Raw genomic sequence first — 14,429 nt, 5'->3', positions numbered from 1 at the left:
CGCAACCCCGAACGAGCTACCAAGTTGTCCACATCGGTGGAGCCATCCACAGATCAGCGGGCCTCGCTGGTTCACAACCCCGAAAGCATGGCAGGCTCTGCCTATTGCGAGCCTGAAGTCGAGGAGAGTGAATCCTTGCGGTCCGACGCCAACATCGCGGGACCGATGACCGATCCGGTCCCCGGTCCCCGTACCGAATCCCTGGGGGACGGTGTTTCACGTGAAACACCGCCACCGATGGATGACACTCCTATTGGTCGTGCGGCCCAGCTGGCGGTGGAGGCCCTGGGCCGTGCCGGCGAAGGGCTGCCACGCCCTGACCGGACGCGCGTCATGGTGGTCGCCAATCAGAAGGGCGGTGTGGGCAAGACGACGTCGACCGTCAACCTTGCCGCCTCGCTCGCTCTGCACGGCGCCCGCGTTCTGGTGATCGACCTCGACCCGCAGGGGAACGCCTCGACGGCTCTGGGGATCGATCACCACGCCGAGGTCCCCTCGGTGTACGACGTCCTGGTGGAGAGCATGCCGCTCTCCGAAGTCGTGCAGCCCGTCCCGGACGTGGAGGGTCTCTTCTGCGCTCCCGCCACCATCGATCTCGCCGGTGCTGAGATCGAGCTGGTCTCCCTGGTGGCACGCGAGAGCCGTCTCCAGCGCGCCATTCAGGCCTACGAGCAGCCGCTCGACTACATCCTCATCGACTGCCCGCCCTCGCTGGGCCTGCTGACAGTCAATGCGATGGTCGCCGGCGCCGAGGTGCTGATCCCCATCCAGTGCGAGTACTACGCCCTGGAGGGCCTTGGCCAGCTGCTGCGGAACGTTGAACTGGTGCGTGGTCACCTCAACCCGGACCTCCACGTGTCCACGATTCTGCTCACCATGTACGACGGCAGGACTCGCCTCGCCTCCCAGGTCGCGGAGGAGGTTCGCAGCCACTTCGGCAAGGAGGTGCTGCGGACGAGCATCCCGAGGTCCGTACGCATCTCGGAGGCCCCCAGTTACGGGCAGACCGTTCTGACGTACGATCCGGGATCGAGCGGATCGCTGTCGTACCTCGAGGCGGCGCGCGAGATCGCGCTGCGGGGCGTGGGAGTGCGGTACGAGCCCCAGCCCGCCCACTTGGGCAATCAGAGCACCCAGCGGAGCATTTCGGAGGGCATCCAGTGAGTGACCGTCGTCGAGGGCTGGGGCGCGGGCTCGCTGCGCTGATTCCCGCAGCTCCTTCGGAGAAGCAGGTGGCACCTACGGGTGCCGGTCAGGTACTGGCGGCGGAGCGGGGAGTGCCGGCAGCGAAGCTGCCTGCTCTGCCGAGCGGGCGCTTGGTGCCCGAGCCGAAGTCGGCGGAACCATCGGTGGAGCAGCCGGAACCGGAGGCCGTTGGCGCGTATTTCGCCGAACTGCTGCCGGACTCGATCCGTCCCAATCCTCAGCAGCCTCGCGAGGTGTTCGACGAGGCGGCGCTCGACGAGCTGATCATCTCCATCAAGGAGGTGGGCCTTCTCCAGCCCGTCGTCGTGCGTCAGGTAGGGGCCGACAGCTACGAGCTCATCATGGGTGAGCGGCGTCTGCGAGCCAGCCGGGAGGCGGGCCTGGAACGGATCCCCGCGATCGTCCGGGAGACCGACGATGACAAGCTTCTGCTGGATGCGCTCCTGGAGAACCTGCACCGGGCTCAGCTCAACCCGTTGGAGGAGGCCGCCGCGTACTCCCAGCTGCTCAAGGAGTTCAACTGCACTCAGGAGCAGCTGGCCGACCGGATCGGCCGCTCAAGGCCTCAGGTCTCGAACACTCTGCGCTTGTTGCGTCTGCCTCTTTCCGTGCGGAGCCGGGTAGCCGCTGGAGTTCTCTCGGCCGGTCATGCGCGCGCTCTGCTCTCGCTGGAGGACCCCGAGCAGCAGGAGGAGCTTGCCCGCCGCATCGTTCGTGAGGGGCTCTCGGTCCGCTCGACCGAGGAAATCGTCAAGGTCATGGAGTCGAAGGACGACCGCCCCGTGAAGTCGAAGGGGCCGAGGGCGGGAAGCCTGGTCTCGCCCGCGCTGAGTGATCTGGCGTCACGACTTTCGGACCGGTTCGAGACACGGGTGAAGGTCGACCTCGGTCAGAAGAAGGGGAAGATCGTTGTCGAGTTCGCTTCGATGGAGGACCTCGACCGCATTCTCGGCAGTCTCGCACCGGGTGAGGGCCGCGTGCTGGAGCGCGGCACATCCGCGAAGCCGGCTGAGGACGAAGCGGCGAGCTGACGGCTTCCACTTCCGACAGCGCGTAGAAGGACGGGCGCGTAGAAGGACGAGCACGTAGAAGGACGAGCACGTAGAAGGACGAGCACGTAGAAGGGCGGGCCCTTGAGGCCCGTCCTTTGCTCGTTCCCGGGTATGCGCTCCCTCTCTGCGTGGATACGATGCGTTCTGGTAGGGCGCATCTCCCAGGATCCAAGGAAGTGAGGGATCGCCTTCATGGGGCGTCGGCTCGTACCGCTCACCCTGGACAATCTTTCGGATCTACCCCAGCGCTGCCGGTCGTGTGTCTTCTGGGAGCTGGACCCTGTGAGGGCGGACTCCGCGATCAAGGCAGGCACGACGGAGTCGGCCAAGGAATCCTGGCTCTCCGCCGTCCTCTTGGAATGGGGTTCCTGCGGGCGGCTGGTCCATGTCGACGATGTGCCAGTGGGCTATGTGCTCTATGCCCCTCCGGATTACGTACCGCGTTCCATCGCCTTTCCCACCAGCCCGGTCTCGCCGGACGCCGTGCAGCTGATCACCGGCTGGATCGACCCGGCCTACCAGCGGCAGGGGTTGGGAAGAGTCATGGTCCAGACCGTGGCCAAGGATCTCCTCCAGCGAGGCTTCAAGGCCATCGAGGCTTTCGGCGAGGCGCGGTGGAAGCAACCTGCCTGCCTTCTTCCGGCGGATCACCTTCTGGCGGTGGGTTTCAAGACCGTGCGGCCCCACCCCGTTCATCCCCGTCTGCGACTGGATTTGCGTACGACGCTCTCCTGGAGGGAAGACGTCGAGCTGGCGTTGGACCGACTGCTGGGAGCGGTGCAGAAGGAACCCGCGCTCCGGCCGCTCTGAAGCGAGGCGTAGCTCGGGCACAGCAGAACGGGTCGGCCTCTTCATGAGGCCGACCCGTTTCACGTGAAACATGTTCCGCGCGGGCTGTCCGGCGCGCACGGAGCAGAGTGCTTACTTCGAGATGATGAAGTCTTCGAGGTCGCGGAGAATCGCGGCCTTGGGCTTGGCACCGACGATGGTCTTGGCGACCTCGCCACCCTGGTAGACGTTGAGCGTCGGAATGGACATCACGCCGTACTTGGCGGCGGTGTCGGGGTTCTCGTCGATGTTGAGCTTCACGATCTCGATCTCGCCGTGCTCAGCCGCGATGGCCTCCAAGGAGGGCGCGATCTGGCGGCACGGGCCGCACCAGGCAGCCCAGAAGTCCACGAGGACGGGCTTGCCGCTCTTCAGGACCTCTTCCTCGAAAGTAGCGTCGGTAACGTTCTTCAGCGTGCCGGCCACGGCGGCCTCCTTGTACACAGCGGGTGGGGGTGAGGGTGGAGCAGTTCAGACGGCCGGGGTCTTCTCCGGCTCGGCAAGCTTCTCGTCCGCCAAGGCGGCGAGGAAGCGTTCGGCGTCGAGGGCGGCCGAGCAACCCGTACCGGCAGCGGTGATGGCCTGGCGGTAGGTGTGGTCGACGACGTCGCCTGCACCGAAGACGCCCGTGACGTTGGTGCGCGTCGAGGGAGCCTGGACCTTGAGGTAGCCCTCCTCGTCGAGGTCGAGCTGACCCTTGAAGAGTTCCGTCCGCGGGTCATGTCCAACCGCGATGAAGAGGCCGGTGACCGCCAGCTCGGAGGTCTCCCCGGTCTTGGTGTTGCGCAGGGTCAGACCGGACAGCTTCTGTTCCCCGTGGACACCTGCGACCTCGCTGTCCCAGGCGAAGTTGATCTTCGGGTCGGCGAAGGCGCGCTCCTGCATTGCCTTGGAGGCGCGGAGGGTGTCACGGCGGTGGACGATCGTGACCGACTTCGCGAAGCGCGAGAGGAAGGTCGCCTCCTCCATGGCGGTGTCGCCGCCGCCGATCACCGCGATGTCCTGGTCCTTGAAGAAGAATCCGTCGCAGGTGGCGCACCAGGAGACACCGCGTCCGGAGAGAGCGTCCTCGTTCGGCAGGCCGAGCTTGCGGTGCTGGGACCCGGTCGTCACGATGACGGCCTTGGCACGGTGGACCGTACCGGCGGTGTCGGTGACCGTCTTGATCTCACCGGTCAGATCCACGGCGACCACGTCGTCCGGGATCAGCTCCGCACCGAAGCGCTCCGCCTGGGCGCGCATGTTGTCCATGAGGTCGGGACCCATGATCCCGTCCTGGAACCCGGGGAAGTTCTCCACGTCGGTGGTGTTCATCAACGCACCACCAGCGGTGACGGCACCCTCGAAGACCAGGGGCTTCAACGAGGCGCGAGCGGTGTACAGGGCGGCCGTGTACCCAGCCGGCCCGGAGCCGATGATGATCACATTACGGACGTCGCTCACGGGTGTCTTCCTCGTCTCTGCGGTCTGCCTGCTGTCTGAGGTGGTCGGTTCAACGACTCTCACCCCACCCAACGGATCCTACGGGGCGTGCATTCCCGATCTCTCCGTGTGGCACGGGGCACCCCGGTCAGGAGCGGGGGTAGGAGTGGGAGAACATCAGAGAGCCCGTTCCCGAGGGATCGGACGCGGTACAGCGGGCATCGACGAGGTAGGCGGTCACCAGAGAGCTGTCCGTCGGGTCTGAAAGGACCACGAGGTAGGCCTCGGTCCCCTCGTATTCACCCGATTCCGCCCCGAGGACGGCATCGGTGCGCCCGAGCGCCCGCTGAACGCATGCGGGTACGTAGGGCGCCGACAACGGATCGCCGGCCAGCGGCGTTCCGGAGGGCCGCGCCTCCTGCGCCGAGGCATCGGGCTCCTCGGTGTGGAGGAGCGCGGGCGCGCTGCCTAGGAGGTCGCGCACCTGCTCGGGGAGTCTGGCCGCGGTGAACTCGCCGGCTTGTGACGCTGCCGATGTCTCAGACGTCGAGGCTGCGGCCTTTGATGAGGAGTCGGACGAGAATGCCCTGTCGGACATCGCGTCGGCCGTCTGGAAGAGGAGGGTTCCCACGCCCAGAATCCCCGCGCCGAACGCGGCGCCGAGAACGATGCGGCGGCGGGTCACCGAGGAGCGGCGGCCCGGGTTGCGGCCCGGGCGCGTGAAGTCGGGCGACGGGCGGGTGGTGGGGCGGGACGTCGAAGGGCCTGTGCGCTGCTGCTCAACCGCGGGATCCGCGTCAGCGTTCCGCGCTGCCGTTCGCTCGTCCGTCTGCGCCGCTGTCTCACCGCTCGATGTTTCACGTGAAACATCGAGGCCCTCCGGAGGGGCGCCCACGGAAACCCGGTCATGGGCGCGCGTCTCGGCGGCCAGGACCGCGTCGATACGCGCTGCGACATCGGACGGCATGGGTGAGGGCGACGGCAGAGAGCCGAGCAGGGACTCGATCTCTTCAAGGGAGGACCGCACGTCCTCGCAGAGCACGCAGGAGAGGAGATGACGCTGGACTTCCACGGCTCGGGAGAGAGGGAGGAGGCCTTCGCCCAGATCTGCGATCTCCGAGACGTCCGGGTGCTCAGTCGTACGGGTCGTGGATGTCATACGTGTCCGCCTCCGCCCTGCGCTGCGGCAGGATCATGCGCTCCTGCGTCCCTCGGCCCCGATGCCCGTGGGACGGATGGACCTCGCGACAGGTTCCGTGCGGCACCCGAGGTGCCCTTGCCGGTCGGTGCGTCCGCTGCATCACGGCCTCTCAGATGAGCCAGCAGCGGCAGGAGTCTGGCCCGACCGCGTGCGCAACGGCTCTTCACCGTGCCGCTCGGCACGCCGAGGAGCAGGGCTGCTTCCGCGACCGGATAACCCTGCATGTCCACGAGGACCAATGCGGCGCGCTGGTCCGGAGGGAGGGTCGCGAGCGCGGCCAGTAGTTCGCGGTGCAGATCCTGGCGTTCGGCGGGTGCCTCGGCCGATTCGTGCGGCTCCAGAAGCTGATCGAGGCGCTCCGCGGTGTCCACCGGCGCGGTCTTGCGGGAAGCCGCCTTGCGAGCGCGGTCGAGGCAGGCGTTGACGGTGATCCGGTGCAGCCAGGTGGTGACGGCGGACTGCCCCCGGAAGGTGTGGGCGGACCGGAACGCGGAGACGAGGGCGTCCTGGACCGCGTCAGCCGCTTCCTCCCGGTCTCCGAGAGTCCGCAGCGCCACCGCCCACAGTCGGTCCCGGTGACGCCGCACCAGCTCACCGAAGGCATCCGGTTCGCCCGTCACGTGCAGTGCCAGCAACTCCTGGTCACCGATGTCGGCGAATATGGCGTCGTCCAACAGTGAGCCCCCGTCTCCCTGCGTACGTCAACTGGTGACTTTGATCTCGGAGATCTTGCCCCGGTACTGCTTTCCGCCGCCGGGCAGCTCGGTGAGCCACACGAGAAGGTACCGCGACTGGACGGGGTTCTCGGGCTTGAGCGTCACGTTCGTTCCTGAGCCCCCGGCCACCTTGGTGAAGCCATCGGGCATGGACGGAGGGGTGGCGTCTTCCGTGCTGCGCAGCTCGACCGAGGTCGTGCCGTCGAGGAAGGACACGTCCACGGAACCGACCTGCTGCACCTTGCCGAGGTCGAGGACGACCCCGACACCCGTCTTGAGGGCGCCGAATTTCGCGGTGTAGTAGCTCTGCGTGGACCAGTAGGTGCTGGAGTCACCGTCGTAGGCGTTCTTTATCGCCTCGGGCTTCTCGCCGCCGTCGGTGCCGAGCGGGTCGTAGTCCTGGGCCGCCACGATGGGGACGGGCTTGCCGGAGACGAGGGCGTTCTTGTCGGTGCTGCCGCTGTCCGTCGTGCGGGTGGTGTCCGGCTCCTCGGTCTTCTTGTTGTCCAGGAGCGTCTCGGCCAGCTGCCAGCTGCCGAGACCCAGGGCGGCGATCAGCAGTGCGGAGACGGCCCACTTCAAGGCTCTGCCGGTGCGGCTCTGCAGCGGCGCCGGCGGCACGGCCATGACGGTCGGTGCCGTGGGCGCGGGACGGGCGGACGGGCGTCCGTAGGTCCCCTGCTGGTAGGTGGTCCGCTGGTACTCGGGCGGAGCGGTGAAGGTCGGTTCGGGCGGCAGGATGCGCGGCATCGCGGCGACAGCCTTGGCCAGTTCGTCGGGGGTGGTGCAGGGCGGTTCCTGCCGCGAAGCCGTGGCACCGTCGTTGGCGAGCGCGCGCATGGCGAGCTCGGAGAGACCGCGGTGCACCCCGGCCCGGACCTGGTCGGGGGCGATGAGGCCCATGCCCTTGGGCAGGCCGGCGAGTCCGTAAGCGTCGCTCTCGTAGGGCCACCGCTGAGTCAGTGCCGCGTACAGCAGGGCGCCGATGGCCTCGGTGTCCGTACGCAGCGGCCGCTCGGCCGTGATGCCGCGCAGCGCGGCGTCCACGGCGAGACCGCGGATGCGGTACTGCCCCGTGGAACTGCGCAGGACGGCGCCGGGCGTCAGGCGCAGGTGGGCGAGGCCCTCGCGGTGTGCGGCGGCCATGGCCTGGGAGAGCTGGCCCACGAGCTGGAACGCGTCGTGGGCCTCCATGGGGCCCGCGGCGAGCAGTGCGGTGAGCTCGACGGCGTCCGGGAGCCACTCGTGGACGACGTAGACGAAGTCGCCCTCCTCCACGGCGTCCAGCACCTGCACGAAGCGGGGGTCGCCCAGCAGGGCGGAGGAGCGGGCCGCGGCCAGGACCGGCCGGGCGCGGGGATGGTTCGCCGCGAGCAGATGGACACCCACCGCGCGCCGCAGCTTCTCGTCCATCGCCCGCCAGCTGCTGAAACCGTCCAGTCGGGTGATGCACTCCTCGAGCCGGTAGCGCTTGGCCAGCTTGTGACCGCTGTGCAGGTCGGGTGCCAGTGGTTCCACGGGGGAGCCGGCGTCCTTGTCGTCCACGCCGTCCGGGCTCTCGCCCGCAGCGTTCTTGGCTTCAGCCGTCCCGTCGGTCGTGGCCTCGTCCGCCTTGGCGGCCAGCGGCTCGTCGCCGCTGTTGTCGGCCACGTCGACGGCAGCCGTGCTACGTTCCGCCACCGTCGTTCCTGCCTCCCCATCCGTTGCGCGATGCCAGCCAGCTCTGCTCACAGTCACGCCAATTGTGCCCACACTCCGGCGCTATGCACGACACACGGAGACCGGCGATGGTTGTGTGCTGCGACGCTCGTTCAGCGGCCGAGCCGTCCCCGGACCATACCCATCAGCCCGTTCACCTCTTCGATCCGCATCTTCTTGGCCGCACCGAAGAAGACGCCGAGCAGCAACAGGCCGCCACAGATCAGCGCGACGACCGAACCGAGTACACCTTCGCCGAGAAGTTCGAGGAGTGCGACCCCCACCACACCCCCGACGAGCGCGGCCGGGATCGCTGCCAGGCAGAGGCGGGCGTACGTACGGACGACGCGGGTGCCGTCCAGATCGCCGCCGAGGCGGTTGCGCAGCCGTCGCCAGGCGACGCCGACTCCGACCGCGTAGGCGAGGCCGTAGGACGCCGCCATGCCGACCACCGCCCAGCGGGCCGGGAGGACGAGGAAGCAGACCACCGACGCGGCGGCGTTGACGGCCGCCACGATGACCGTGTTGTAGAAGGGCGTGCGGGTGTCCTCGTACGCGTAGAAGCCGCGGAGCACGACGTACTGCACGGAGTACGGGATGAGGCCGAGGGCGAAAGCCATCAGGATGAAGCCCATCGACCGGGCCGCCTCGGAGCCGCTCGCCCCGTAGAGCAGGGTGCACATCGGCAGACCGAGTGCGAGGAAGCCGAAGGCGACCGGCACGATCGCGACGGCGGAGTTCCGCAGCCCCTGGGAGATGTCGTCCCGGACCGCACCGGGATCGTTGTCGTGCGCGGCTCGTGCGATGCGGGGCAGCAGCGCCGCCATGACGGAGACGGTGATGATGGCCTGGGGCATGCCCCAGATGAGCTGGGCGTTGGAGTAGGCGAGGAAACCGGTGCCGTTCTGGCCGGAGGACTTGCCGGCCGAGGTGGCGAGCTGCGTGACGACCAGGACGCCCGCCTGGTTGGCGAGGACGAACAGCACGGTCCACTTGGCCAGCTTGATCGTCTTACCGAGGCCGTGACCCCTCCAGTCGAAGCGCGGCCGGAACCGGAAACCCGCTTCGCGCAGGTACGGGATCATCGCCAGCGCCTGCACGGTGAGGCCGAGCAGGGTGCCGATGCCCAGCAGGCGCACACCGTCCGGCGGGATGGTCCGCACACCCATCTGGGATTCGGCCGCGGTGCCGTAGACCCAGATGAACAGACCGAACGTGGTGATCATGACGATGTTGTTGAGGACCGGGGTCCACATCATCGCGCCGAATTTGCCGCGCGCGTTGAGGATCTGTCCCATCACGACGTGCACGCCCATGAAGAAGATCGTCGGCAGGCAGTAGCGCGCGAAGGTCACGGCCACACTGTTGGCGTCGGGATCGTTGGCGATGGGCAGGGACATCAGCCGGATGAGCAGGGGCGCGGCGAACACCGCCGCGGCCACGATCAGGCCGAGCGCGACCATCACCAGGGTGAGCAGACGGTTGGCGTACGCCTCACCGCCGTCCTCGTCGTCCTTCATGGAGCGGACGAGCTGGGGGACGAACACGGAGTTCAGGCCGCCACCGACGGTGAGGATGTAGATCATCGTCGGCAGCGTGTAGGCGATGGTGAAACTGTCGCCGAGCAGGACGGCGCCGAGCGCCGCCGTGATGACGAGGCTCCGGACGAATCCGGTGAGCCGTGAGACCAGCGTTCCGGCGGCCATCAGGGCGCTGGACTTGAGCAGTCCCGAAGCCCGTCCTCCGGACTTCTGCGGTGCGGGTGCCTTGGCGGGCTCGGGCTCGGGACTGCCGGCGTGCCGGCCACCGCCGGAGCCCTCCTGGTCCCGGAAGAGGTGGGCGAACGCGTCCGGCTCCACTTCGTCCTCCGAGGCGCGGGTGACGAGGTCGTCGACGCCGACGAACTGGGTCGTCAGAGCGTCGTCACCGTAGGGGAGGTGCCGGGAGGGCCCTGCGGGCTCCGGTGCGGGCGTCTGGGCCCAGAACCGGGGGTCCGGGGGGTACTGGGCTGCGGGAGGCTGCTGGTAGAGCGGCTGCGGCTCCTGGTAGGTGCCCGGGGGCGGCGGCGGATGGGAGGCCCGGTCGTACAGGGCTTCACCGACCGGGTCCTGGGCGGCGAGGTCCCGCGCCCGGTAGGGGTCGTGGTCGTAGGCGTGCTGGAGGTACGGGTCGGCAGGGGCCATCCCGTCCGGTCCCGTCTCCGGGGGCACACGGTCGGCGCCCGTCCCGCCCGCGCCATGCACGCGGTCACCGTCGTACGGCGCGTTCATCGAAACCCCACCTCATCGTCCCCGGCCGACCGGCCTCGACAGACATCGCTCAACGGTCCACTTTCTCACCCGGCCCGGACGGGTCCCCGCTTTCCGGCCCGGTGTCCGGTGTCGGGTCACTCGGCTGCTCGGGTTCGCCGCCGCCGCCTTCCGACGTGTCGCTTGCGACGGCACGCTTCCGGTGGTTGTACATCCTCACACCTGCCAGGACCAGCAGCAGCAGGCCACCGGCGATCACCAGCAGAACGGTCGGCGTCAACTCGGAGACCTTCACGGTGAAGGTCATCTCGTCGCCGTAAGGGGTCCCGTCCTGAGTGAAGAGACGGGCTTTGATCTGGACCTGGCCGTTGACATTGGCGTCCGCGTCGAACTTCACCGACTGGCTGTGCCCGCCCGCGATCGCCACCGGCTGCTGCGCGATCGCGCCGCCGTCGTTGAGCTTGAGACGAGTGGCGTTGTCGGAGGTCAGCCGGAGCACCAGATGGTCGACCCCCTGCAGCAACTGGTTCTGCACGGTGACCGGGATCGTAGCGCTACGCCCGGAGAGGGTGACGTCCGACTTGGCGATCAGGTTCACCTGGCCGACGAGCCCCTGGAGGTAGGTCCGCACCGCGTCACGGTATTTCTGCGCCTCCAGCGGTTTTCCTCGCCAGGAGGTCGACATGGAGCGGTTGATGGCGTTTCCGAAGGGCGTCACCACCCGTTCGGGCTGGGTCAGGATGACCTGGAAGCTGTTCAGCGAATCCTGGATTCCCCTGATGTCCTGGAATGCCTGGGTGGGCAGTTCCTGACTGCGCAGCTTTTTGGGGTAAGCCGACGAGCTGGGCACCTTGGTGGTCGCTCGGGAGTCCGGTTTCACCTCCGCGGCGGCCACCAGGTCCAGCGACTGGGTCCAGCGGTCGTCGTCCAGCGCCTGGAGCGCACGGGCCATGGTCTGCGCCTGTGCGGCGGTGGGCATCCGCTGAGGAGCCACCACGATGCTGCGTTCCTTGTCCTCGTCCTGCTTGGTGAGAGCCAGGGTCTGGGAGAGGAAGTTCTGGACCGCGAGAGTGGAGCGCTCGCCCCCCGTCATGTCACCGCCGAAGACGGTGGAGAGGCGGTAGTCGGCCACCACGGCGCTCGTGCCGCCGCCGATGGGCCGGGCCGCCGTCGGCGTGTACAGCAGGTTGCCGGTTTCGTCGAGGCTGTCGCTGCGGGCGATCACCTTGTGGGCTCCGGCCGAGGTGGCGACGTCGACGATCGAGGGATCGATGGCACCGTCCACGGGCCACGCGAAGTCGGTGGTCGGCGTGGTGTGCAGGACCGTCTCCACCGTGGTCGTCGCCGCCTCGGTGGCGGTCTGCAGATGGCGGAGGGTGCCCGAGACGTTCTTTCCCCGGTGCGCGATGGACGCGAGGTCGGGGTCGGCGAAGGGAAGGGCGACGATCTTGTCGCCGTTCACAGCCTTCTGCAGGGAGTCGAGCCACTTCTTCGCGACGTCCTGGCTGGTGCCCGGGACGGTGGTGTCCCCGGACCTGACCCGGTAGGTCCCCGCCATCGCGTCGACGCTCGCCAGCAGGTCCGGATCGATCACCCAGGTCACCGGAAGATCGCTGCCCAGGGAGACGAGCTGTTCCAGTCGGCCGCCAGGCTCCAGCTCGTCTGCCAGCTCGTCGTCCTGGAACACCGGGGTCTGCTGCTCGTCCGAAGCGGTCTCGGCCGTGATGTGCGCGGAGGCGATCAGCGGCCAGAGGAAGGTGAGCTTGGACTTGGCGTCGCTCTCCTCCGGCTCCCAGGGGAGGAAGGTGCGCTGAATGCCGAGGACACGCTCGTAGGAGCTGCTGGACGTCTGGCCCGTCAGGGAGACGGCCAGCTGATAGACGCCGGCGGAGTCCAGCGGCAGCTTGTCGACCGGGACGGAGATCGAGAAGTCCTGGCTGACGCCCTTGCGGAGCGAGGACACCTCCAGGGTGTACGGATCGCCGAGAGGTTCCGCGTCGACACCCGGCAGGTATCCGGTGCGCTTGGCGTTCGCATCGATCGAGGAACGTCCCGAGAGCCTCGGACCGACACGGAGGTCCACCTCGGCCTCGTCGATCGTCTCGCTGCCCCTGTTGGTCACGGTGCCGGAGACGACCAGGGTGTCCCCTTCCACCGGTGCGCTGGGGGTGAGCGAGTTCAGTGAGACATCGACCGTGCTGGAGACGGGGGCGGCCTTCTCCACCGTGCCGGTGAGCGGAGCCGCTGCCGCCGGTCCTGCCAGCAGACCGGTCACCAGAGGAACCCCCAGCATCACGGACGCTGTGCGCCTCATCCACCGGCGAGCAGGAGAGGGATGTGTCCCCTGAGAGTCTGCCGCCTCGGCCACGCGTGTACCCGTCCCTCGTCGTCGTCAGCTGGGGGTGTCGATCGCTGTCGGTTCTGCGTCCCCGCATGGTAACGAGGTGCGCTGTGGCGGAGTGCTCCGGACTGCCCCTCATGATCGGCAGAGTCTCGCAGGGCTCACGGAAACGATGACGCCCGGGCCGGTCGGTGCACGTACCCTTTTCTGTTGTGCCGAACGCCAACGAAGACAAGTCCAGCGCCCTGAGCCAAACGGAGCCCCGTGGGGCCGGCGAACCGCTGCGGGTCTCCCCCGTCGCCGATGAGCTCGCCCGCCGCTTCGAGGAAGCGGGGTTCGCCCTCGCCCTGGTCGGTGGCTCGGTCCGGGACGCACTGCTCGGGCGGCTCGGGAACGACCTCGACTTCACCACCGACGCCCGCCCGGAGGACGTACTCAAGATCGTCCGTCCCTGGGCCGACTCGGTCTGGGAGATCGGGATCGCCTTCGGCACGGTGGGCTCGCAGAAAGACGGTTACCAGGTCGAGGTCACGACCTACCGCTCGGAGGCGTACGACCGGACCTCCCGGAAGCCCGAAGTCTCGTACGGAGACTCCATCGAGGACGATCTGGTCCGCCGGGACTTCACGGTCAACGCGATGGCCGTCGCGCTCCCGCAAAATGAGTTCATCGACCCGCACGGCGGGATGAAGGACCTCGCCGACCGGGTCCTGCGCACTCCGGGGACCCCCGAAGCATCCTTCTCCGACGACCCGCTCCGGATGCTGCGGGCCGCACGGTTCGCCGCGCAGCTCGACTTCGAGGTGGCCCCCGAGGTCGTCGAAGCCATGACGGAGATGGCGGAGCGCATCGAGATCGTCTCGGCGGAGCGTGTCCGGGAGGAGCTCAACAAGCTGCTCCTCTCCGAGCACCCCCGCAAGGGGCTGGGGCTGCTGGTCGACACGGGGCTGGCGCGGTACGTGCTGCCGGAACTGCCGGCACTCCGACTGGAAAGTGACGAGCATCACCGCCACAAGGACGTCTACGAGCACTCCCTGACCGTTCTGGAGCAGGCGATCGACCTGGAGGAGAACGGCCCGGACCTCGTGCTGCGACTGGCCGCGCTACTCCACGACATCGGCAAGCCCCGGACCCGGCGCTTCGAGAAGGACGGCCGCGTCTCCTTCCACCATCACGAGGTGGTGGGCGCCAAGATGGTCAAGAAGCGGCTGACGGAGCTGAAGTACTCCAACGACATGGTCAAGGACGTCTCGCGGCTGGTCGAACTCCACCTTCGCTTCCACGGCTATGGCGACGGTGAGTGGACCGATTCCGCCGTCCGCCGGTACGTACGCGATGCGGGGCCTCTGTTGGAGCGGCTCCACAAACTCACGCGATCGGACTGCACCACCAGGAACAAGCGCAAGGCGAACGCGCTCTCGCGGACGTACGACGCCCTGGAGGAGCGCATCGCGCTGCTCCAGGAGCAGGAGGAGCTGGACTCCATCCGCCCGGACCTGGACGGAAACGCGATCATGCGGATTCTCGACGTCGGCCCGGGGCCCGTCATCGGTCAGGCGTACGCGTTTCTGCTGGAGCTGCGCTTGGAGAACGGCCCGATGGGCGAAGAGGCAGCTGCCGCCGCTCTCGTCGAGTGGTGGAGGACCCCGGGACAGGCCGAGTCTGCCCGCCAGCTCGATCTCGTTGCCGAGCAGGCTGCCGGGGGTGAGGGCGCCG

Annotated in this window: 11 protein-coding genes; 4 read left to right on the top strand and 7 right to left on the bottom strand. The window is 68.1% G+C overall.

The window, feature by feature from the left end; genetic code table 11:
* Positions 1–87 precede the first annotated feature (87 nt).
* The 3 genes from ACFWEP_RS09505 (at position 88) to ACFWEP_RS09495 (ending at position 3,068) form a co-directional block, all read left to right on the top strand.
* The gene (locus tag ACFWEP_RS09505; RefSeq protein ID WP_387368162.1) at positions 88–1,164 is read left to right on the top strand and encodes a ParA family protein; all 1,077 of its coding nucleotides are present in this window, start codon (positions 88–90) and stop codon (positions 1,162–1,164) included.
* On the top strand, positions 1,161–2,237 hold the full coding sequence (locus ACFWEP_RS09500; RefSeq protein ID WP_387368159.1) for a ParB/RepB/Spo0J family partition protein: 1,077 nt from the start codon (positions 1,161–1,163) through the stop codon (positions 2,235–2,237). The genes ACFWEP_RS09505 and ACFWEP_RS09500 overlap by 4 nt, the downstream gene beginning before the upstream one ends.
* A gap of 213 nt (positions 2,238–2,450) precedes the next feature.
* Positions 2,451–3,068 carry a GNAT family N-acetyltransferase gene (locus ACFWEP_RS09495; RefSeq protein WP_387368155.1) on the top strand — a complete coding sequence of 206 codons (618 nt, stop codon included), beginning with the start codon at positions 2,451–2,453 and terminating at the stop codon, positions 3,066–3,068.
* A 111-nt stretch (positions 3,069–3,179) separates the two neighbouring features.
* Here ACFWEP_RS09495 and trxA read toward each other — a convergent pair whose 3' ends face one another.
* The 7 genes from trxA to ACFWEP_RS09460 all read right to left on the bottom strand — a co-directional run bounded on the left by trxA (position 3,180) and on the right by ACFWEP_RS09460 (position 12,740).
* A complete protein-coding gene (trxA, locus tag ACFWEP_RS09490; RefSeq protein WP_387368152.1) occupies positions 3,180–3,512 on the bottom strand; it encodes a thioredoxin in 333 nt (110 codons plus the stop codon).
* A 45-nt stretch (positions 3,513–3,557) separates the two neighbouring features.
* The gene (gene trxB, locus ACFWEP_RS09485; RefSeq protein WP_387368149.1) at positions 3,558–4,529 is read right to left on the bottom strand and encodes a thioredoxin-disulfide reductase; all 972 of its coding nucleotides are present in this window, start codon (positions 4,527–4,529) and stop codon (positions 3,558–3,560) included.
* Positions 4,530–4,656: 127 nt separating this feature from the next.
* Positions 4,657–5,667, bottom strand: coding sequence for a hypothetical protein (locus ACFWEP_RS09480; RefSeq protein ID WP_387368146.1), 1,011 nt, complete (start codon positions 5,665–5,667; stop codon positions 4,657–4,659).
* A complete protein-coding gene (gene sigM / locus ACFWEP_RS09475) occupies positions 5,664–6,383 on the bottom strand; it encodes an RNA polymerase sigma factor SigM (RefSeq protein WP_387368143.1) in 720 nt (239 codons plus the stop codon). Before sigM ends, ACFWEP_RS09480 begins: the two co-directional genes overlap by 4 nt.
* A 27-nt stretch (positions 6,384–6,410) precedes the next feature.
* Positions 6,411–8,105, bottom strand: a complete 1,695-nt coding sequence (locus ACFWEP_RS09470; protein WP_387368140.1) for a protein kinase family protein — start codon at positions 8,103–8,105, stop codon at positions 6,411–6,413.
* Positions 8,106–8,236: 131 nt separating this feature from the next.
* The gene (murJ, locus tag ACFWEP_RS09465) at positions 8,237–10,393 is read right to left on the bottom strand and encodes a murein biosynthesis integral membrane protein MurJ (RefSeq protein WP_387368137.1); all 2,157 of its coding nucleotides are present in this window, start codon (positions 10,391–10,393) and stop codon (positions 8,237–8,239) included.
* A gap of 49 nt (positions 10,394–10,442) precedes the next feature.
* Positions 10,443–12,740 carry a DUF6049 family protein gene (locus ACFWEP_RS09460; RefSeq protein ID WP_387368134.1) on the bottom strand — a complete coding sequence of 766 codons (2,298 nt, stop codon included), beginning with the start codon at positions 12,738–12,740 and terminating at the stop codon, positions 10,443–10,445.
* Between the two features lie 185 nt (positions 12,741–12,925).
* Here ACFWEP_RS09460 and ACFWEP_RS09455 point away from each other — a divergent pair.
* The coding region (locus ACFWEP_RS09455; RefSeq protein ID WP_387368131.1) for a CCA tRNA nucleotidyltransferase at positions 12,926–14,429 on the top strand (1,504 nt) is incomplete at its 3' end.

Origin of the sequence: Streptomyces sp. NPDC060198 (assembly GCF_042728415.1) — a bacterium.
In the GTDB taxonomy this organism is placed as follows: Bacteria; Actinomycetota; Actinomycetes; order Streptomycetales; family Streptomycetaceae; genus Streptomyces.
This window is presented reverse-complemented; position numbering and strand designations above follow the sequence as displayed.